18 protein-coding genes are annotated in these 18,689 nt (G+C 74.8%); 5 read left to right on the forward strand and 13 right to left on the reverse strand.

The features are described 5' to 3' along the window. Positions 1–22 precede the first annotated feature (22 nt). The 5 genes from ACIQGQ_RS08075 to ACIQGQ_RS08095 all read left to right on the forward strand — a co-directional run bounded on the left by ACIQGQ_RS08075 (position 23) and on the right by ACIQGQ_RS08095 (position 6,196). The gene (locus ACIQGQ_RS08075; RefSeq protein WP_402392182.1) at positions 23–250 is read left to right on the forward strand and encodes a ferredoxin; all 228 of its coding nucleotides are present in this window, start codon (positions 23–25) and stop codon (positions 248–250) included. Further along, positions 240–1,634, forward strand: a complete 1,395-nt coding sequence (locus ACIQGQ_RS08080) for an NAD(P)/FAD-dependent oxidoreductase (protein WP_402392185.1) — start codon at positions 240–242, stop codon at positions 1,632–1,634. Before ACIQGQ_RS08075 ends, ACIQGQ_RS08080 begins: the two co-directional genes overlap by 11 nt. A 68-nt stretch (positions 1,635–1,702) precedes the next feature. Further along, a complete protein-coding gene (locus ACIQGQ_RS08085; protein WP_402392188.1) occupies positions 1,703–2,941 on the forward strand; it encodes a cytochrome P450 in 1,239 nt (412 codons plus the stop codon). Positions 2,942–2,988: 47 nt separating this feature from the next. Continuing rightward, the gene (locus ACIQGQ_RS08090) at positions 2,989–4,716 is read left to right on the forward strand and encodes a PucR family transcriptional regulator (RefSeq protein ID WP_402392191.1); all 1,728 of its coding nucleotides are present in this window, start codon (positions 2,989–2,991) and stop codon (positions 4,714–4,716) included. A gap of 133 nt (positions 4,717–4,849) precedes the next feature. Next, positions 4,850–6,196 carry a diaminopimelate decarboxylase gene (locus ACIQGQ_RS08095; protein ID WP_402392194.1) on the forward strand — a complete coding sequence of 449 codons (1,347 nt, stop codon included), beginning with the start codon at positions 4,850–4,852 and terminating at the stop codon, positions 6,194–6,196. Positions 6,197–6,229: 33 nt separating this feature from the next. Here ACIQGQ_RS08095 and ACIQGQ_RS08100 read toward each other — a convergent pair whose 3' ends face one another. The 13 genes from ACIQGQ_RS08100 to ACIQGQ_RS08160 all read right to left on the reverse strand — a co-directional run bounded on the left by ACIQGQ_RS08100 (position 6,230) and on the right by ACIQGQ_RS08160 (position 18,433). Further along, positions 6,230–6,967 carry a discoidin domain-containing protein gene (locus ACIQGQ_RS08100; protein WP_402392197.1) on the reverse strand — a complete coding sequence of 246 codons (738 nt, stop codon included), beginning with the start codon at positions 6,965–6,967 and terminating at the stop codon, positions 6,230–6,232. 383 nt (positions 6,968–7,350) lie between these two features. Continuing rightward, positions 7,351–7,884, reverse strand: a complete 534-nt coding sequence (locus ACIQGQ_RS08105) for a phage tail protein (RefSeq protein WP_402392200.1) — start codon at positions 7,882–7,884, stop codon at positions 7,351–7,353. Between the two features lie 5 nt (positions 7,885–7,889). Continuing rightward, positions 7,890–9,848: a putative baseplate assembly protein gene (locus ACIQGQ_RS08110; RefSeq protein WP_402392202.1), complete on the reverse strand. Its 1,959-nt coding sequence runs from the start codon at positions 9,846–9,848 to the stop codon at positions 7,890–7,892. Continuing rightward, positions 9,845–10,306 (reverse strand): GPW/gp25 family protein, encoded by a 462-nt coding sequence (locus ACIQGQ_RS08115; RefSeq protein WP_402392205.1) that lies wholly within the window; start codon positions 10,304–10,306, stop codon positions 9,845–9,847. The genes ACIQGQ_RS08110 and ACIQGQ_RS08115 overlap by 4 nt, the downstream gene beginning before the upstream one ends. A gap of 7 nt (positions 10,307–10,313) precedes the next feature. Beyond that, positions 10,314–10,601, reverse strand: coding sequence for a PAAR domain-containing protein (locus ACIQGQ_RS08120; RefSeq protein WP_366298341.1), 288 nt, complete (start codon positions 10,599–10,601; stop codon positions 10,314–10,316). A gap of 61 nt (positions 10,602–10,662) precedes the next feature. Continuing rightward, complete coding sequence (locus tag ACIQGQ_RS08125; RefSeq protein ID WP_402392207.1) at positions 10,663–12,657, reverse strand: VgrG-related protein; 1,995 nt, start codon at positions 12,655–12,657, stop codon at positions 10,663–10,665. Then, a complete protein-coding gene (locus tag ACIQGQ_RS08130) occupies positions 12,657–13,466 on the reverse strand; it encodes a peptidase M23 (protein WP_366298343.1) in 810 nt (269 codons plus the stop codon). The genes ACIQGQ_RS08125 and ACIQGQ_RS08130 overlap by 1 nt, the downstream gene beginning before the upstream one ends. A 5-nt stretch (positions 13,467–13,471) precedes the next feature. Beyond that, positions 13,472–13,909: a phage tail protein gene (locus tag ACIQGQ_RS08135; protein ID WP_402392211.1), complete on the reverse strand. Its 438-nt coding sequence runs from the start codon at positions 13,907–13,909 to the stop codon at positions 13,472–13,474. 30 nt (positions 13,910–13,939) lie between these two features. Next, positions 13,940–15,682 carry a hypothetical protein gene (locus tag ACIQGQ_RS08140; RefSeq protein WP_402392213.1) on the reverse strand — a complete coding sequence of 581 codons (1,743 nt, stop codon included), beginning with the start codon at positions 15,680–15,682 and terminating at the stop codon, positions 13,940–13,942. 37 nt (positions 15,683–15,719) lie between these two features. Continuing rightward, entirely contained in the window at positions 15,720–15,863 is a 144-nt protein-coding gene (locus ACIQGQ_RS08145; protein ID WP_352279731.1) for a DUF6760 family protein, read from the reverse strand. Continuing rightward, positions 15,860–16,312, reverse strand: a complete 453-nt coding sequence (locus ACIQGQ_RS08150; protein ID WP_402392216.1) for a hypothetical protein — start codon at positions 16,310–16,312, stop codon at positions 15,860–15,862. Before ACIQGQ_RS08150 ends, ACIQGQ_RS08145 begins: the two co-directional genes overlap by 4 nt. Continuing rightward, on the reverse strand, positions 16,312–16,755 hold the full coding sequence (locus ACIQGQ_RS08155) for a phage tail protein (RefSeq protein WP_352279727.1): 444 nt from the start codon (positions 16,753–16,755) through the stop codon (positions 16,312–16,314). The genes ACIQGQ_RS08150 and ACIQGQ_RS08155 overlap by 1 nt, the downstream gene beginning before the upstream one ends. Positions 16,756–16,876: 121 nt before the next feature. After that, positions 16,877–18,433, reverse strand: a complete 1,557-nt coding sequence (locus ACIQGQ_RS08160; protein ID WP_402392219.1) for a phage tail sheath family protein — start codon at positions 18,431–18,433, stop codon at positions 16,877–16,879. Between the last annotated feature and the right edge of the window lie 256 nt (positions 18,434–18,689).

Consider the following 18,689-nt stretch of genomic DNA (forward strand, 5'->3'; position numbering starts at 1 on the left):
AACTACCGGAAGGGCGGGGCCGATGCGGCTTGTCGTCGATCTCAACCGGTGCCAGGGGTACGCGCAGTGCGCCTTCCTGGCCCCCGATGTGTTCAGCATGCACGGCGAGGAGGCGCTGCTCTACAACCCGCACGCCGAGGAGTCCCGGCGCGAGCAGGTGCGGCGGGCCGCCGCCGCCTGTCCGGTGCAGGCCATCCGGGTGGAGTACCCGGAGTCCCGGGCGGCCGAGGAGGCGTCCGGTGTCCGGTGACGAGGCGCTGGAGCGGCTGAGGCACGAGGGGCGGATCGTGATCGTCGGCGCCTCGCTGGCCGGGCTGCGGGCGGCGGAGACCCTCCGGAACGAGGGCTTCACCGGTTCCCTGACGCTGATCGGCGACGAGCCGCACGAGCCGTACGACCGCCCGCCGCTCTCCAAGCAGGTGCTGCTGGACCACGCCTCGCCCGACCACACCGAGCTGCCCCGGCAGCCCGGCCTCGACGCGGTCTGGCGCCTGGGCACCGCCGCCACCGGCCTCGACCTGGCGGCCCGTCGGGTAAGGCTGGCCGACGGCGACGACGTCCCCTACGACCGGCTGCTGATCACCACCGGGGTACGGGCCCGGCCCTGGCCGCACCGGGCCGAGGCCGAGCTGGACGGGGTCTTCGTCCTGCGCACCCGGGACGACGCGGCCCGGCTGCGCAGGCGGCTGGCGGCCTCGCCGCGCCGGGTCCTCGTCATCGGCGCGGGCTTCACCGGTTCGGAGATCGCCTCGGCCTGCCGGGAGCGCGGACTCCCGGTGACCGTCGCCGAGCGCGGGGCGGCGCCCCTGGTCGGCGCGCTCGGCGGGGTGGTCGGCCGGGTCGCGGCGGAGCTCCAGCGGGCCCACGGGGTGGACCTGCGCTGCGGGATCATGGTCACCGGTCTGGAGGGCGACCCGGCGGGACGGCTGCGCCGCGCCCATCTCTCCGACGGCACCGCCCTGGACACCGACATCGCCGTCATCGCGCTGGGCGCGACCCGGAACACCGAGTGGCTGGCCGGATCCGGGCTGGCCGCCGGTCCGCGCGGCATCGCCTGCGACGCGGGGTGCCGGGCCTTCGACGTACGGGGCATCGTGACCGACGACGTCTTCGTCGCCGGGGACGTCGCCCGCTCCCCGCACGCCCTCTTCGGGTACCAGTTCCTCTCCCTGGAGCACTGGGGCAACGCCGTCGAGCAGGCCGCCACCGCGGCGCACAACATGATCAGCGGCAGCTCCGAGCGCCGCCCGCACCTGTGGGTACCGGCCTTCTGGTCCGCCCAGTTCGGCGTGAACATCAAGTCGGTCGGCGTCCCCCCGCTGGGCGAGGAGATCATCGTCGCCCAGGGCTCGCTCGCCGACCACCGCTTCACCGGGGTCTACGGCTACCAGGGCCGGGTCATCGCCGCCGTCTCCTTCGACCAGACGAAGTGGCTGGGCTTCTACGAGCAGCAGATCCGCTCGGCCGCCCCGTTCCCGCCGGACTACGCCTCGGTCGACCGGCGCCTCGAAGGGCTGCGGCCGGTCCCGGCCGAGTTCCCGGACCCCTCGCTGCCCACCCACGGGCCGTCCGTGACCGTCAGCGGCTACGCGCCGACCGAGCAGCGGATCACCTTCACCCCCGCCCGCGCCTGACCACCCGCCCCCCGGCCCGAACCGGCCCACTCCGCGAGCACCCCCCGAGGACCCGAGGACCCGCGACCATGACCAACAGCACGCTGCTGCGGCAGATCATCGACTACGGCAGCCGCGCCGACCCGTACCCCCTCTACGCCGAGCTGCGCCGGACCCCGGTCCTCCAGGACAGCGACGACCTGTTCGTCGTCAGCACCTACTGGGAGATCAAGAGCCTGCTGCACGATCCCCGGCTCAGCTCCGACTCCCGCAACCTCTCCCCCAGCGCCTCCGGCACCCTCCTGGAGGAGCAGGAGGACTCCCCGCTGCCGCCCGCCTTCCTGCGGCTGGACCCGCCCGAGCACGACCGGCTGCGCCGGATGACGATGCGCCCGTTCGGGCCGCCCGAGACGCCCCGGCGGGTGCACAACATGTGGGGCGAGCTGGCCCGTGTCGTCGCCGGGCTCGTCGACGGCTTCGCCGGCCGGGAGCGGGTCGACGTCGTCGACGACTTCGCGTACCCGTTCCCCGTCACCGTGATCTGCCGGCTGCTGGGCATCCCGCGCGAGGACGAGGCGCGCTTCCACTCCTGGGCCGACACCCTCGCCGCCGGGCTCGACCCGGACCCCGGGCAGGACCCCGGCGAACGGTTCCGCGCCACCCGGCAGGCCCGCACCGAGCTGGGGCTCTACCTGAACGGACTGCTCGACGAACGCGCCGCCGCCCCCGGCGACGACATGCTGTCCGCGCTGGTCACCGGGGACGGGCCGGACGGGCGGATGACCCGGCCCGAGGTGCTCAGCACCGCGGCGCTGCTCCTGATCGCCGGTCACGAGACCACCGTCAACCTCATCACCAACGGCACCCTCACCCTGCTGCGCCACCCCGAGGTCCTGGACCGGCTGCGCGGGGACCCCGGGCTGGCCGTGCCGATCGTGGAGGAGCTGCTCCGCTTCGAACCGCCCGTCCAGCTCCTCCCGCAGCGCACCACCCTCGCGGACATCGACATCGCGGGCACCACCATCCCCAGGGGCGCCGGTGTCTGGCTGGTGCTGGCCTCCGGCAACCGCGATCCGCGACGGTTCGACGACCCCGACCGCTTCGACCCGGACCGGACGGACAACCAGCACCTCGGTTTCGGCAGCGGCATCCACACCTGCTTCGGCGCGCCCCTGGCCCGGCTGGAGGCCCAGCTCGCCCTGACCGAGCTCGCCACCCGGCTCGACGGGCCCCGCCTGGTGGCGGACCCGCCGCCCTACCGGCAGAACGCGGTGCTGCGCGGGCCCCGGCATCTGGAGGTCGCCTTCGACGGGCTCCACAGCCCGTAGCCCCTGAGACAGGTCCCCAGGGCGCCCGCCCCCGCGATGATGGGCGGATGCGGATGCCGACGGACCAGCCGGGCCGGGACGACACCGGCCCGGGACCCTCGCTGGGGCAGCTCCTCGCCCTGGTCGCCCCCGGGACGCTCGATGTCGTCCTCGCCCCCCGCTCCACCGCCGTACCGGTCACCGGCGTCGCCCTGTACGACCCCGGCGAGGAGCCGCTGCGGCAGGGGGCCGCCGGGCTGGTCCTCCTGGCGGTCGGCGTGGAACTCGCCTCGCCCGGGGCCGCCGACGTGCTGGGCGCCGCCGACCGGGCCGGGGCCGCCGCCGTCGTGCTGCGGCGCGGCGAACGGGAGCCGGGGCCCGGGCTGCTGGCGGCGGCCGCCCGGGGCCGTACCGCGCTGCTCTCCCGGCGCCCGGAGCACGGCTGGACGGAGGTGCTCGGCCGGCTGCGCACCGCGCTCGCCTCGCACCGCGCCCCGGACGGCGCGCACGGGCCGTCCTCCCCGGCGGCGGGGCTGCGGCTGGGCGACCTGTCCGGGCTGGCCAACACCATCGCGGACCTGGTCGGCGGGGCGATCACCGTCGAGGACCCGCAGTCGCGGGTGCTGGCCTACTCGCGCCTCGACCACGAACCCGACCCGATGCGGCGGCTGACGATCCTGGGCCAGGAGGTCCCGCGCTGGCGGGTCGCCGAACTCCGCGAGAGCGGCTTCCTCCAGGCCCTGTGGAGCACCGACGACGTGGTGCGGCTGCCGGCCGACGGCCGGTACGCCGAGCGGCTGGCCGTCGCGGTGCGCGAGGGCTCCGAGGTGCTCGGCACCCTCTGGGCCGCCGCCGACGGGCGGCCGCTCGCCGAGGACGCGGCGGCCACCCTGCGGACCGCGGCGCGGGCCGCCGTCCCGCATCTGGCCCACCACCACAGCCGGGACCGTGCGGCGGCCGGGGCCCGGGAGGCGGCGGTGCGCGCGCTGCTGCGGGGGGACGTCGGGGCCGCGCCGGAGGCCGGGATCGCGGCGGACCGGCCGTACGCGGTGTTCCTCGCCGAGATCGCCGAGACCGCCGAGACCGCCGGGACCGCCGGGACCGGGGAGTCGGCGGGGGCGGGGGGCACGGAGGGAGCGGCGGCGCGGGCCGGGCAGCGGGTGCTGGACGTGCTCGCGCTGCGGGCCGCGGCGGACCGGCCGGGCTGTGCGACGGCCCGCTCCGGGCACCGGCTGTACGTGCTGGTCCCGGCCGGGGACGGTGAGGCGGACCCGGCGGGGGCGCTGCTGGCGGCGGTGCGTGCGGTGACCCGGTGCGCGGTGTTCGCGGGGGCCGGGCCGGTGGCGTCCGGCCCGGCGGAGCTGCCCGCCTCGCGGGAGGCGGCGGAACTGGTGGTGCGGGTGGTGCGGGAGCGGGCCGCGCGGACGCCGGGGGGCGGGGCGGTGTCGGCGGCGGCCGCGCACCACGAGGTGGCGTCCGGGACGGCGGTGCTCCGGCTCCTTGACCGGCTGGAGCCGTTGTGGGGCTCGCTGACGGGGCCGGTGCACGCGATGGTCGCGCACGACCGGGCGCACGGTTCGGCGTACGGGGCCTCGGTCGCCGCGTACCTGGACGCCTCCTGCGACGCCGGGGCGGCGGCGCGGCGGCTCCATGTACACCCCAACACCCTGCGGTACCGGCTGCGTCGGGCCCGGGAGCTGTTCGGCGTCGATCCGGCCGACCCCGACGTACGCCTCCTGGTGGAGGTCGGGCTGCGGCTGGCGGCCCGCCCGGAGCCCCCGCCGCGCCCCCGTTGATCGTCCGGTTGTCCGGTACGCCGAAGGAACCGGGCGGGTGTCGTCGCGCCGGTCGAAGACGTACGGCCCCCCGCGCGCCGAAGCTGTCGGTACGCGAGGAAGCGAACGATCCGACGAAGGGGTGTGTGTGGTGATGGACGGGAACGCGGTTCCGTCGCGCGCCGAGCGCCGTACGGCGGCGCTGGCACGGGCCGTCGAGGAGGGGCTGCTCGGTCCGCGGGCCCCCGTGGTGGGGCTGCTGGACGTGGACGGGGTGCTGGCCGCGGTGGACGCGCTGGACCGGGCGTTCGAGGGGCCCGCCCCGGTGCTGCACACCTTCGCGGCCAAGGCGTGCGGTCTGGTGCCGGTGCTGCGGCTGCTGGCGGACGCGGGGATGGGGTGCGAGGTCGCCTCGCCCGGTGAGCTGGAGCAGGCGCTGGCCGCCGGGTTCGGGTACGACCGGCTGGTCTTCGACAGCCCCGCGAAGACGGTCGGGGAGCTGGAGTTCGCGCTCGCCCACGGCATCGCGGTCAACCTGGACAACTTCCAGGAGCTGGACCGGGTGGACCGGCTGCTCGCGGGCCGGGCGCCGTCCGGCCCCCTCGGCCTCCGGGTGAACCCGCAGGTGGGGGCAGGTGCCATCGGTGCGATGAGCACGGCGACGGCGACCTCCAAGTTCGGTGTCGCGCTCCGCGACCCGGGCGCCGCCGACGCGGTGGTCGAGGCGTTCGAGCGCCGCCCCTGGCTCGACCGGCTGCACGCCCACGTCGGCTCCCAGGGCTGCCCGCTGCCACTCGTCGCCGAGGGCATCCGGGCCACGTACGAGCTGGCCGAGCGGATCAACGACCGGCTGGGCCGCGCCCAGGTCACCGGGATCGACATCGGCGGCGGACTGCCCGTCAACTTCGACGACGAGGACGACCGGCCGACGTACGCCGAGTACGCCGCCGGGCTCCGCGCCGCCGTACCGGGGCTCTTCGACGGCCGGTACACGCTGGTCACCGAGTTCGGCCGCTCCCTGCTCGCCAAGAGCGGGACGATCGGCACGGTCGTCGAGTACACCAAGTCCGCGGGCGGCCGGCGGATCGCGGTCACCCACGCGGGGGCGCAGGTCGCCACCCGTACCGTGTTCATGCCCGGGTCCTGGCCGCTGCGGGCGGGGGTCTTCGACCCGGCGGGCCGCCCGAAGCGGGGCCCGGCCGAGACCGTCGACATCGCGGGGCCGTGCTGCTTCGCCGGGGACCTCACGGCGACCGGGGCGGAGCTGCCCGCCGTGGAGCCCGGTGACGTGGTGGCGCTGTACGACACCGGCGCGTACTACTTCTCCTCGCACTTCTCGTACAACTCGCTGCCCCGGCCCGCCGTCCACGGCTACCGGACCGGGGCCGACGGGCGGCCGCGCTTCGCGCTGGTGCGCGCGGCGCAGAGCGTGCGCGAGGTCGTCGAGGAGAGCGGTCTCGCGCAGGCGGAGAACCTGGTGGCGCTGCGCCGTTCGGAGTGAGCCCCCCGTACGTTCGCCCGTCGCCTACGAGTCTCAGGTTCTACGGCCGAAGAACTCGACCTCGGCGACGGCGAGTCGGCGGCCGGGGCCCGCTCCGTACGTGGTCGCGGTGGTGAGCCGGGCCCGGACGATCTCCGATCCGCGCAGGTCGAAGGTCTGCTGGCCCGGCTGGTCCTTGATCCGCAACTCCTTGTCGACGCTGGTGCCGTCGGCGGAGGTGAGCCGGACGGTGATCCGGGCCGGGCGGGCCTGGGTGAGGAACTCGTCCATCTTCGCCGAGACGCCCGGGAACACCACCAGCTTCAGCACCCGTACCGGCTGCTCGAAGTCGCACTCCAGGTACTGGCCCCTGCCGCTGTCGGGGCCGTCCCCGGCGGGTGCCCAGTAACGGTTGGTGAAGCCGTCGAAGGCCGCGCCCGCCGGGTGCCCGGCGGCCCGGCTGGAGGCCCGGAACCGGGTGGGCGGCACGGCCTCCAGCGTCCCGGTCTCGTCCTTGGCGAGGCCGAGCCAGCCCGGTATGTGCGGCAGCGCGAACCAGACCCCGGCCGCGAGCACGATCAGCACGACCGGGAGCGTCAGCCCGGGACGGCGCCACAGCCGCCGCCGGGGCCGGGTGCCCGCGACGGGCGCCTGGCGCGGCCGCCGCCGCAGCAGCCTGCGCCACCAGGGCGGGCGGACCTCGGGCGGCGGCCCCGGGTCCAGGAGCAGCCCGCAGTGGACGCACCGGGTGCGGTCGGGCGTGTTCCCGGTACGGCAGCCGGGGCAGGGCACGGGCGGGGCGGGGGCCGGCCCCGGGTCCGCGGGGGCGGGCCGGTCCGGTGCGACGGGAAACGCCTCGGGGCCCGGGACCGGGGTGGCCGGATCGTCACCGGGGCGCCGGGGAGCGGCGGTCGCGGGGGGTTCTGCGGTGTTGCGGGGCGACGGGGGCGGTTGGGGCGACGGCTGAGGCTGGGGCTGGGGTGACGGCTGAGGTTGAGGCTGGGGTTGGGGCTGAGGGGACGGCTGGGGTCGCGGGCTCGGGGAAGGAGGTGCCGGGGCCACGGAGGGCGGCGTCGGCGTACCGCTCGACGGCGGTTCCTCCCACTCCAGGAACGCCCGGCACGAGGTGCAGAACTGCGTCCCCGGCGGATTGTTCCGGCCGCACGTCCCGCACCTCACAGCAGCTCCAGGTCGAAGCCCACATGGGCGGGTATCTCCGTACGGATCAGCTCCTCCAGCCGCACCCGGTCGACCTGGTACGGCCCGCTGGGCCGGACCCGGACCGTGACCCACGGGCGCGGGGCGCCCGGGAACCGGGTGTGCGGCGTCGTCGACCACGCCGTACCGCCGCTCTCCACGATCTCCGGCTCGACCCCGGTCTCCAGCAGCACCGCCTCGGCGAGCCCGCGCCGGGTACCCCGTCTGCTGTGCCGTTCCACCGCGCCCCGCACCGTCGCCCGCCGCCGCTCCACCGGGTGGTCGGCCCGGGTGTCGGCGGCCACCCACTGGGCCAGCCAGGCCAGGAAGTCCTCGGGCGCGCTGCGCGGGTCGAGATGGGCGGGCAGGTTGTCGATGGAGAGCAGCACCGGGGCGAGTACGTCGTCGAGCGCCTCCAGGAACCTGCGCAGGAAGTCCTGCTCCAGGTAGACCGCGGGGAGCTGGTCGATCAGCGGGTGCGGGGTCGGCAGCCCGGTCACGGCTGTGCGCATGGCGGTCAGGCCTCCCGTACCCGGAGCTGGTGCTCGTAGCTGAAGACCAGCGCGTGCCGGTCCAGGGCGATCTTGGTGGCGGGTTCGCCGCGCTGTCCGTCGACCGGATCGGCGGGGAAGAGGCGTACGTCCTCCACCAGGTCCACGCCCGGCACCTGTTGCAGTACGGCGAACGCCTCGCCCGACTGGACGGGCCGGCCGAAGGGCCAGCCGTCGCCGCCCGGCCCGCCGCTCAGCGGGTTGAAGTAGCTGTACAGCGCGGTCAGCGCCTCCTCCCGCACCCGCTCGGCCACCGCACCGCGCCGGGCCTGCACCGAGGCGACCACGGTGACCCCCTGGTAGAAGGGCCGCTCGACCACCAGCCGGGCACCGATCGGCCGCCGCTCCTCCAGATGGCCCGCGATCAGCGCGAGGGTGTGCTCCGGCGGGACCAGTTCACCGAACTCGATCCGGCCCTGCTCGTCGCTGCGCCCGGACGGCACGACCAGCAGCCGCACCCCGCCCGCGTCGACGTCCGCGTCCTGGCCGGCCGCGATGCACTGGACCCGGGCCGCGTCGGGCGCCACCTCGCGGGCGAGGAGTTCGTAGTCGTGCGGGACGACCGCCCGGTGCAGGGTCCGCAGCGTCATCGGCCCGCGGACCCGGGCGCTCTCCACCGTCTCGCCGTCGACCCCGCCGAGCGCGGGGCCGCGGTTCTCCACCCGGGCCACGTACGGGATGGCGCTGCGCAGCACCCGCAGGGTGGAGCGGGCCACGTTGCCGCGCAGCCCGCCGCCGGTGCGGTACGAGCGGACCCGGACGGTGGCGCCCTTGGGCGGCACCTTGCCGTAGTAGCGGATCGAGCCGTCCCGTTCCCGTACGGCGGGGCCGAACTCGACCCGGCCGGAGTTGGGGTCGAGCGTGATGTGCCGGTCCTCGGGGCCGGAGTGCGCGAAGTCGTCGACCCGGGTCCACTCCGTGGACCGCGTCCCGCCCGCCGGGTCGGCGACCTCGACGACGAACTCGCCGGGCACCACCGGCGGCCGGGCCACCGTGAAGCTCTGCCCGGGTACGCCCTCGGCGGGGCCGAGCACCTCGTCGGTCACGGTCTCGGCGTGCACCGCCCCGACGGTCGCCCCGATGGTGAACGCGGTGATCCGGCGGACCACCGGGGACGCCATGTAGGTGGGCTGCCCCGGGACGGCCTCGACCAGGCGGCAGCGGAGCCAGCCGCCGGTGCGGCGCACCACGACGGCGGGGGTGTGGCCCTGTGGCAGGTGCAGGATCAGCTCGCCGGACCGGTTGAAGCCGCCGGTGTCGTCCTTCTCGGTCTCGCAGGCCACCCAGGCGGTGCCGTCCCACGCCTCCCAGACCAGCGGCGGGCGCAGCGGGTCGACGCCGACGCCCTCGACCGCGCAGTCCAGCCGCAGCACGACGACCCCGGCGGGCACGGCGGCGGAGAGCCCGATGTAGAGGGCGTCGCCGGGTGCGGGGGTGGTGCCGAAGCAGGGGACGGGCCGGCCGAGGGCCAGCTCCTCGGTGCGGTCGGCGGCCTCGCCGGACGTCGGCCAGGTCGCCAGGTGCGCGAAGTCGCAGGGCACGATGGAGAGTTCACCGGCGGTCGTGAAGACCACGGCCTCCTCGGTCTCCGTGCGTACGGTCGCGACCTCCGTGCCGGCCCGGACCCGTACCGGTTCGGGCCGGGGGGCGGAGAGCCGGAACGTCACGTCGGTGCGGGCGGCGGTGGGCGGGTGGAGACGGACGCCGATCAGGTCGAGGAAGGTCAGATAGCTCTTCTCCGGGACCCGGTTCACCCGGTAGACCAGCTGGTCGACCATGGTCGCGAACGCCTCGATGAGGGTCACCCCGGGGTCCGACACGTTGTGGTCGGTCCACTCGGGGCAGCGCTGCTGGACGAGCCGTTTCGCCTCGTCGACCAGGCCCTGGAAGCGGCGGTCGTCCAGATACGGGCTGGGCAGCGTCACGCGCCGTCCACCTCCTTGTGCCGCGGGGTCGCGCGGTTCTCGTGCCCGGGGATCGCGGGGTCCTCGTGCTGCGGGATCACATAGAACGGGAAGACCAGGTTCCGGGGGTCGTTGGCGCCCCGGACGGTGTAGCCGATGTCGATGTAGAGGACACCCTCGTCGGCCTCGTCGAACCGGACGACGACCTCGGCGACCTCGATGCGGGGCTCCCACCGGTCGAGCGCGAGCCGTACCTCGTAGGCGAGTTGCCCGGCGGTGCCCGCGTCGGCCGGGGCGAACACGTAGTCGTTGACGGCGCAGCCGAACTCCGGGCGCATCGGCCGTTCGCCCGGCGAGGTGGCGAGGATCAGCCGGATCGACTCCTCCAGCTCGTGCTCGCCGCGCACCAGGGCGATGGAGCCGGTGGCGTCGGTGCGCGGCGGGAAGGCCCAGCCCGCGCCGATGAATTCCTGTCCCATGGGCCGGTCAGCCTCCGATCAGCACGGTCGGGCAGCCGGAGACGATCGGTGCGCCGCAGGCGGCCCGGTCGCCGACCCGGGCCGCCGGGAACCCGCCGATCAGCACCGTCGTGGAGCCGGGCGGAACGATCGTGGACGGGGCGTGCACCGCGGGCGGCGGGAACGAGCACAGGTGCGGGGTGCCGACCGTGGCGGCGGGGAGCCCGCCGATCAGCACGGTCGGGACGCCGGGGGGCCCGACCGTGCCGGGGTGTCCGGTGGGGTCGCCGACCCGGGCGGCCGCGGCTGCTGGCATGGGGTCCGTTCCTCTCGATTCGGTCGGTGCGGCCGGTTCGGCACGGTGCGCCCCGGCAGGGTCAATTGATCTTCACCATCGGGGCGTTGACGGAGAGCGAGGCGCCGCTCCTGAGGTCGGTGCGCCGGGAGCCGTCGACGGTGACCTCGGCGCCGCGCACCTCGACCGTGGAGCCGGTGGAGAGGGTGACCTCGCCGTTGCCGCCGTCGACACTCACCCCGCCGCGCGACTTCAACGTGACGCTCTCGCCGCTCAGTTCGAGCGCGCCCTGTCCGCCGTCGAGCGAGACGCCCCGGTCCGCCCTGATGGAGACCTGCTGCTTGGCCTCGATGGTCACGCTGCCGTCGCTGTGGACGCGGATGACGGTGCCCTTGCGGTCCAGGTCGATCTTCAGCTTTCCGTCGCCGGTGAGCAGCCGGACGCCCTGCGGCCCGTTGGCGTCGTCCAGGATCTCCAGCTGGTTGCCGCTCTTGGTGGCGACGGCGCGCCGGTTGACGGCGCCGCTGGTCGGGTCGACGAGCGGGCCGCCGGGGGTGTCCGGGGAGGGGGATTCGGGGGAGGCGGCGGGTCCGGATGCGCCGGAGGGGGCCGGTGCGCCGGTGGCGGCCGCGGTCACCGCGCCGACGATCCCTCCGCCCCCGCTTCCGCTGCCCGCGGACGGCCGGTCCTTCCCGTTGTAGAGCCCGGCCAGGACGTACGGCCGGTCCAGGTGCCCGTGCTCGAAGCCCACCAGCACCTCGTCGCCGACCTCGGGGATGAACGCGTCGCCGCCGCCTGTCCCGCCCGACTGCGCCGTACGCGCCCAGTCGCTCGCGTACTCGTCGGAGAGCCAGGGGAACCGCACCTTGACCCGCCCCGAGCCCTCCGGGTCCTGGGTGTCCGTGACGGTCCCGCTGACCAGCCCCGCGCACCGCGAGCCGCCGGGCCCGGTGCCGGTGCCGCCCGCGCCGGGCCCGCCGCCGGTCAGCCCGAACAGGGACCGCTCCTGCTGCCCGGAGACCGTCAGCCAGGTCTCGTAGCCGCGCACCGGGTCGAAGACGTGCCGCGAGGACGTGACCGTGTACCGGCCCTCGAACGGCGCCCCGACCGCGTTGAGCGCCACCGCGCTCCCGGCCCGTACCTCCGGGTTGCCCCGGATCACGGCCTCCAGCTCGGCGAACGACCCGGCGATCCGCTCGGCCAGCGCCTTCGCCGCCTGGTCCACCTGGTCCTGCGCCCCGTACGCCGCGTCGGTGACCACGAACCGGGCCTCGCCGAACGGGGCGGACACCTCGGCGGCGCTCACCCCCAGCTCCAGCGTGGCCGACTTCCCGGCCGGGGCCCGTCCGACCAGCGGCTGCTTGGTCTTGACGTCCCAGCCGCGCACCTCCACCTCGGAGACCTGCTCGGCGGAGGACACCCCGGCCCGGCAGCGCAGCAGGTTGCTGCCCATCTCCAGGACGAGCGGGTTGCGGTCCGCCCGCGCCGAGCCGTCCGGGGCCCCGCTCGCCTCGGCGGGCCGGGTGATGTGCAGCTGCCCGTCGCGTACGTACGCCTGGGCGCCGGCCTCCTCGGCCAGGCCCCGGACGAACTCCCAGTCGGTGACGTTGGGCTGGGCGATGTGTTCCAGCACCGGCCCGGCCACGTCGACCGTGCCCGGTTTCAGCCCGGCCCGCTGCGCGACCTGGGCGCAGATGTCGGCGAGCGTCATGTTCTGGTAGCTGGCCACCCGGCGCCCCCGGAACAGCCGGTGCGACTCGTCCAGCCCGCGTACGACGGTGAAGGTGCCGGTCTCGTCCAGCTCCACCTCCAGCGCGGTGACGACCCCCTTGAGCAGCGGCTTCGGCGTCGAGTCACCGCCCGCGCGGGCCAGCAGCCGGGCCTCGGTGCCGATCTTCAGTCCGGCCTGCTCCAGCAGCACCCGGTCCGGGTCGCGGAACCGCAGCAGGAACAGGTCGGGGAGCGTCCGGCTGTCGTCGACGTACCCCTCGACCAGCGTGTTCACGAACTTCGCGGGCAGCGGGCCGCCGCCGAACTCCACCACCAGCGCCGTCGCGACGCCCGGCCGCCCGGCCATCAGGCCCGCCCCCCGTCCCGGCCCCTGTTCTCCTCCAGCCGGTTCAGCTCGTCGAGCGCGGGGAGCAGCAGCTGCCGTCCCGGGGCGAGCCGCAGCGGGTCGTCGATCCCGTTCGCCTCGGCGATCACCCGCCAGGCCGCCGGGTCGCCGTACTCGCGCTGCGCGAGCGAGGGCAGCGAGTCACCCGCGTCCAGCCGGTGCACCCGGCGGGCGGCCAGCGCGCCGGAGGTCGGGTTCTGGCCCGGGGTGTCGCCGCTGATCTCCTCCATCGTCACCTGGCAGACGGCCCGGATCGGCACGCCCGCCGTGGTGAACAGGGTGTACTTCGCCTGCACCTGGCTCACATAGCCGGGGAAACCGGTCAGCCCGCCCCAGTGGAAGACCACCCACGGCGGTGAGGAACGCTGCTGCTGGCGGGTCTCGTTCGTCGGCACGCAGCAGGCGAAGAGCTGTTCCACGGCGGTGACCACCCGGGTGTCCTGGGTGTCGCTGGCGTCGAAGAACATCTCCACGGTGAGCTTGCTGGGCTGCGAGCCCTGGTACTCGGGCGGGCCGGAGCTCTTGGCGCCCTTGGCCGTACTCCGTTTCCAGGAGGCCGCCTTGGTGAGGCTGAGCTCCTTGGGGTTGAACTGGAAGTCGATCCGCCCGCACGGGCCGCCGGGGGTGAGGCCGCCGCCGGTCGGCGGGGTCCGCAGCTCCAGATAGGCGTGCTCCAGCTTCGGCCTGGCCGAGCCGCCCTTTCCGGCCTTCGCGGCCGAGACCCCGGACGTACCGGCGGCGCTGAAGGCGATGGGACCCGCACCGCTCACGACGCTCAGCCCTCCATCATGTAGCCGTGGTGGGCGATCTCGATCGTCTCCATCGCGACCTTGGGCGACTCGGGGGTGAACGAGGGGCCGGTCCAGCGGACCGGGACGACCTCCAGCAGCCCCCACTGGGCCACCTTCGTCCCGTCCCCGGTCCGCGCCTCGATGTGCGCGGTCTTCCGGCTGAAACCGGTCGTCATGGTGGCGAACCAGCGCGCCACCTTCTCGGTCTCCCTGGTCAGCGGCCGGGACAGCTTGACGTTCGGGTACTTCAGGCGGGTCGGCAACTGCCACAGATGCCCGTTGTTCCCGCCCTCCTCCCGGGTTTCGAGCACCACTTCGCAGCCCAGCCCGTCGCATGTGTTGAACGACCCGAGCTCGATGTCGTCGATCGTGACGACGAAGCAGACGCTGACGGCGGGATCGTTGTCCTGGGCGGTGGCCATGGCACGTACCTCTCGTCTTCCTGTGCTGTGTCAGTGCCGGGTGTTGATGAGGAATCCCGCTCGTTCGCGGTCCAGCCGCAGATCGGCCTTGAAGAGCCGGCTGAGCGGCGGGTACAGGGCCCGTACGAGTTCGTCGGTGACGACGGGGGCTCCGCCGGGCCCGGTGCCGGCCGGGGCGGGGTGGGCCCCGGCGGTGGCCGGTGCCGGTGTCGCTTCCGGCCCGGGTTCCGGCTCCGGCTCCGGTGCGGGGTCCGGGACCGGCGGGTCCGGTGGGGGCGGTTCCTCGGTCACCGTCTCGCGCTGGACGACGGGGGTGGCGTACGCCGGTGGCGGCGGCCCGAAGACGACGCTGCCGTCGGCCGCGCGCTGCGCCACCCCGGCCGCGAGGGCGGCCTCGCCCGCCGTGGTGAACGCCGGAGCGCCGGGCCCGGCGGCACGCTGCACGGACCGCGGCACCGGTGGCCCCCCGGCCGCCCGGCGTTGCAGGGGCGGGAGCGGGGTGCGGGTCGGCGGCGCTCCCGGCGGGGCGGAGTGCGGGGCGGTGGCGGTACGTTGCAGCGCCGCCGGTACGGAGGACGACGACGGGACCACCGTGGCCGGCGACGGCGCCCCCGGCCCGGCGTCCGCCCAGCGCACCGGTACGGCGTCCGCCGCGTCCGGTACGGCGGGCGACGGCCCAACCCCGGCGGGCGGTGCCGGAACCACCCCGTCCACGGCGGAGCGCTGCACGGCGGAGGGGCCCGCGTCCGGCCCGTTCCGGGGTTCCAGCGGCCGGTCGGCGAGCAGGGGCGCGACCGGGTCGGCGGCGGGGGGCGGTGCCAGGGGCCGCTGCGGTACGCCGGGGAAGCGCTGCACCGCCGGTACGGGGCCGGGGCCGGGTTCGGCATTGCCGGGGCCCGGGTCGAGGCCGCCGGGGTCCGGGGCCGAATCCGGGGCGGGCAGCAGGGGCGAGTCGCCGAGCAGGGGCGCGGTGGGCGCGTCCGGCGCGGGCGCCGGTGCGGTGGCGTCGGGCGGCTGCACGGGCCGGGGCTCCCCGGAAGCCTCCCCGCCGCCCCCGTCCACCGCGCCCGGAGCGACCGGTACGGGCCCGTCCGCCCCGCCCGGAGCCGCCCCGGCGGGGAGCCGCTGCGCCGTCGGCGGCAGCCCCGCCATCGGCGCACCGAGCCCGGGTGCCCGCCGGGACGCCCCGGCCCCGGGCACCACCGCCCGCTGCACAGGCATCTCCGCCCCCGCCGACACCACCGGCCCCGGTCCCGGTTCCGCCGCCGGCTCGGGTGCCGCCACCGTCACCAGCGGCTGCTCGCCCACCAATCGACGTACCGGGGCTTCCGCCTCCGCCGCTCCTCCGGCCGAGGTCATCGCGGGCGCGCCGCCCGCCACCACCCGCTGCACGGACACCGCCAGGGGCAGCCCACCACCCCGCCGGGGCAGCTCCACCACGCCTTCGACGGCCCGCTGCACCGCCCCCGGGCCGGGGGCGGCCGGGGCCTCGGGACCGGCCGGTGCGGTGATCCCGTGCACCAGCCCGGTCGGCGCTTCGGGGCTGACCAGGTGCCCGAGCGGGGTACCGAGCGAGGCGTCCTGCCGGGTGGAGAGCGCCCCCTGGAACCCTGCCGGGTCGATCGTCAGCTCCTGGGCACCCAACGTCCGCTGGATGGGCGGCAGTTCGGCGAGATCGGCACGCTCGCGCCGTGCGAAGTCCGGCGGCTGCGGAACGCTCCGCCCGCTCTCCGCCGTACGCCCGCCACCGCGCAGCCAGGACATCAGGCCCATGGTTCTTCCCGCCCCTTCCCGCTCACCGCGCCGTCCGCTACTGCCCGTTGAGGCGGGCGATCTGTGCGACGAACCTCAGTCGTTCCGGATGTTCCAGGTCCAGCAGGTCGTCGAGCGGCCAGTGGAAGTGGTAGGCGAGGTACGCGACCTCCTCGTAGAGCAGGTCGGCCGCGTACGTCACGATTCCCCCAGGCGGCCACCGGCGAGATTCACCGCGAACTCCTCCTTGCAGGCCGGGCAGGTCACGGCGGCACGGGTGTGGCCCTCGGCGTTGATCCGGCGGTAGAAGTCCTGGAGAAAGGCCAGGTCGGAGGCGAAGAGGTCCTCGATGATGCCGGGGTGGATGTCGTCGATCGTGCCGATCCGGGTGACCACCCGGGAGATCAGCACGACGGACAGGTACGCGGAGTTCTCCCGGACCCGGTCGTCCCGCAACGGCACGAGTTCGTCCCGCGCGGTCGCCAGCCGCATGACGCCCGTGTGGTGCACGACGCCCGCCTCGTCGACGTAGCCGCGCGGCAGCTCGAAGGTGAACTCGGTGCGGAGTGGTTCCCTCCGGCCGGACCCGCCGCCGTGCCCGGCATGCCCGTCCTGCCGTTCCCGCTCCTCCGCCGGAGCCGTGCGTCGCATCAGTCGAGTTCCATGCTCTCGTAGGTGATCGAGAGCTTCTCCGTGAGCACCGAGGTGTCACCGGCCTTGAGCGTGCCGATCTCCAGCGACTTCGGCCAGGCGTTGATGAGCTTGTACCGCTTGATGGCGATGCCCTCGTGGTCGTACACGATGACCGCCCCGTTGCGCCGGGCCGTGGTCATCCGCCCGAACCGGGAGTCCTTGATCCACCGTTCGAAGCTGCTGTCCTCGGTGAGACCACGGGTCACGGTCACCTCACCGGCCTTCGGCCGGCCGGGGAGCTTCTTGATGGCGTAGCGGCCGTCTGCGGTGTTCTGCTTCAGCTCGATGACGTCCTGTTCCATCTTCAGACCGCTGACCTCGGTGATCTGCTTGATGACGACGCTGTCGAATTCGAGGCCGAACGAGGCCCCGACGGTGCTGTCGAGATCGGGAAGTGGCACAACAGGCTCCTTTACCGCTCTTGCCGCTCTGACCGCTCATTCCGCTGTTACGTGCTGCTCGTGCGCCCCGCCGGTCCGACGCGTTCGCCCTGCCGGTCGGACCCGTTCGCCCCCGCCGGTCCTACTCGTCGACCCCGCCGGTGCCGCCGGTCAGCTGGGAGAGCCGGAAGACGACGAACTCGGCCGGCCGGACCGGTGCCACCCCGATCTCGCAGACGACCTGCCCGGCGTCGATGCTCTCCGGCGGGTTGGTCTCCCGGTCGCACTTGACGAAGAACGCCTCTTCCGGGGTGAGCCCGAACAGCGCCCCCTTGCGCCACTCGTTGACCAGGAACGCCGAGACCGTGCGCCGGATACGGGCCCACAGCGCGTCGTCGTTCGGTTCGAAGACGACCCACTGGGTACCGGTGAGGATCGACTCCTCCAGGTAGTTGAAGAGGCGCCGCACATTGAGGTAGCGCCAGGCCGGGTCGGAGGCCAGGGTGCGGGCGCCCCAGACCCGGATGCCGCGCCCGGGGAAGGAGCGGATGCAGTTCACCCCGACCGGGTTGAGCAGGTCGTGCTCGCCCTTGGTGAGCTGGGTCTGGAGGGCGACCGCCCCGCGTACGACCTCGTTGGCGGGCGCCTTGTGCACCCCGCGCGACTCGTCGTTCCGCGCCCAGACCCCGGCGATGTGTCCGCTCGGCGGGACGAGCCGGGACCGCCCGGACGCGGTGTCCGCGACCCGTATCCAGGGGTAGTAGAGCGTGGCGTACTTGGAGTCGAAGTTGGCGCTCCCGGTGCGCCAGGCGAGGATCTGCTGCGGGCTGAGCCCGGGGGGCGGGTCGAGGATGGCGACCCGGTCGCCCATCAGCTGGCAGTGGGTGATGATCCCCTGCTGCACCGCGATCACCGACTCCAGGTCCAGCAGCCCGCGTTGGTACGCGCTCATCAGGTCCGGTGCGGCGACGGTGGTGATCTCCTCGACCGCTTCCAGCCCGCCGATCCCGGTCCGGCGGTCGGGGTCGCCGACGTACAGCTCGGGCGTCAGCGTCCCGGTGCCGTCCGGTGCGGGCATGGCGGGGGCCAGGGTGACGCTCTGCGGCTCGGGCTTGGCCGGGGCCGCGCCGCGCACGGTCTCGCGCACCTCGATCAGTTCCGACGTGGCGTTCACCCGGGTGGCGATGTTGTCCTTGCTGCGCTTGGTGGTGACGCTGGGGTACGTCTCCGCGACCTGCCCGTCCCGCCGCACGATCAGCTGGAACACGTCCGAGGGCGGGTCCTCCGCCTCCACCTCGGCCACCTCGACGGTGACCTGCCCCGTCACACCGGGGCGGGGCTTCACCGCGTACGGGCCGAGCTGCGTCTCGGACCCCGCGGGCAGCCGTCCGGCTTCACGTCCGCCGTCCCCGTCCATGTCCGCCGGGGGCTCGGAGCCGTCGTCGATCCGGACGACGTAGCAGACACCGCCGCCGTTGGCGAAGAACCCGTACACGGCCGACGCCAGATACGTGCCGTCGACGAAGTCACCGAACGTGCCGGCGAACTGGCTCCAGTTGGTGATCAGCGTCGGCTCGTCGAACGGGCCCCTCTGGGCGAAGCCGACGAAAGCGGCGACCGAGGTGCCCACCCCTTCGATCGGCCGGGATCCGGACTCGATCTCTTCGACGTAGACGCCCGGGGACAGGTACGACGGCATATGAGTCTCTCCTTGGCCGGGAACGCCCGCAATTCTCGCGAGACCGTCGATCACCGGGAACGGACGCTCGGCCGCCCTCCCGTGCACCGGCCACTGCCCGATCAGGCAACGCCCGCACGCCGACCGTGCCGCCGGACGATGCCCCCGCACGCGGTCCGCCCGTCCTGCGTACGGGGTGGTCGCCCCGCACACCCTGGGATCGGCGAGCGAGCGAACTCGTAGCGGGGGGACGGATGAAGGCGACTCCGGACAAGGA

Origin of the sequence: Streptomyces sp. NPDC092952, assembly GCF_044754785.1 — a bacterium.
In the GTDB taxonomy this organism is placed as follows: Bacteria; Actinomycetota; Actinomycetes; order Streptomycetales; family Streptomycetaceae; genus Streptomyces.

What these genes read in the sequence shown, in the direction of transcription:
- ACIQGQ_RS08075 (WP_402392182.1), top strand. Translation starts at nt 23, where the DNA reads ATGCGGCTTGTCGTCGATCTCAACCGGTGCCAGGGGTACGCGCAGTGC.
- ACIQGQ_RS08085 (WP_402392188.1), top strand. Translation starts at nt 1,703, where the DNA reads ATGACCAACAGCACGCTGCTGCGGCAGATCATCGACTACGGCAGCCGC.
- ACIQGQ_RS08090 (WP_402392191.1), top strand. Translation starts at nt 2,989, where the DNA reads ATGCGGATGCCGACGGACCAGCCGGGCCGGGACGACACCGGCCCGGGA.
- ACIQGQ_RS08095 (WP_402392194.1), top strand. Translation starts at nt 4,850, where the DNA reads ATGGACGGGAACGCGGTTCCGTCGCGCGCCGAGCGCCGTACGGCGGCG.
- ACIQGQ_RS08105 (WP_402392200.1), bottom strand. Translation starts at nt 7,884, where the DNA reads ATGCGCACAGCCGTGACCGGGCTGCCGACCCCGCACCCGCTGATCGAC.
- ACIQGQ_RS08115 (WP_402392205.1), bottom strand. Translation starts at nt 10,306, where the DNA reads ATGGGACAGGAATTCATCGGCGCGGGCTGGGCCTTCCCGCCGCGCACC.
- ACIQGQ_RS08120 (WP_366298341.1), bottom strand. Translation starts at nt 10,601, where the DNA reads ATGCCAGCAGCCGCGGCCGCCCGGGTCGGCGACCCCACCGGACACCCC.
- ACIQGQ_RS08125 (WP_402392207.1), bottom strand. Translation starts at nt 12,657, where the DNA reads ATGGCCGGGCGGCCGGGCGTCGCGACGGCGCTGGTGGTGGAGTTCGGC.
- ACIQGQ_RS08135 (WP_402392211.1), bottom strand. Translation starts at nt 13,909, where the DNA reads ATGGCCACCGCCCAGGACAACGATCCCGCCGTCAGCGTCTGCTTCGTC.
- ACIQGQ_RS08140 (WP_402392213.1), bottom strand. Translation starts at nt 15,682, where the DNA reads ATGGGCCTGATGTCCTGGCTGCGCGGTGGCGGGCGTACGGCGGAGAGC.
- ACIQGQ_RS08150 (WP_402392216.1), bottom strand. Translation starts at nt 16,312, where the DNA reads ATGCGACGCACGGCTCCGGCGGAGGAGCGGGAACGGCAGGACGGGCAT.
- ACIQGQ_RS08160 (WP_402392219.1), bottom strand. Translation starts at nt 18,433, where the DNA reads ATGCCGTCGTACCTGTCCCCGGGCGTCTACGTCGAAGAGATCGAGTCC.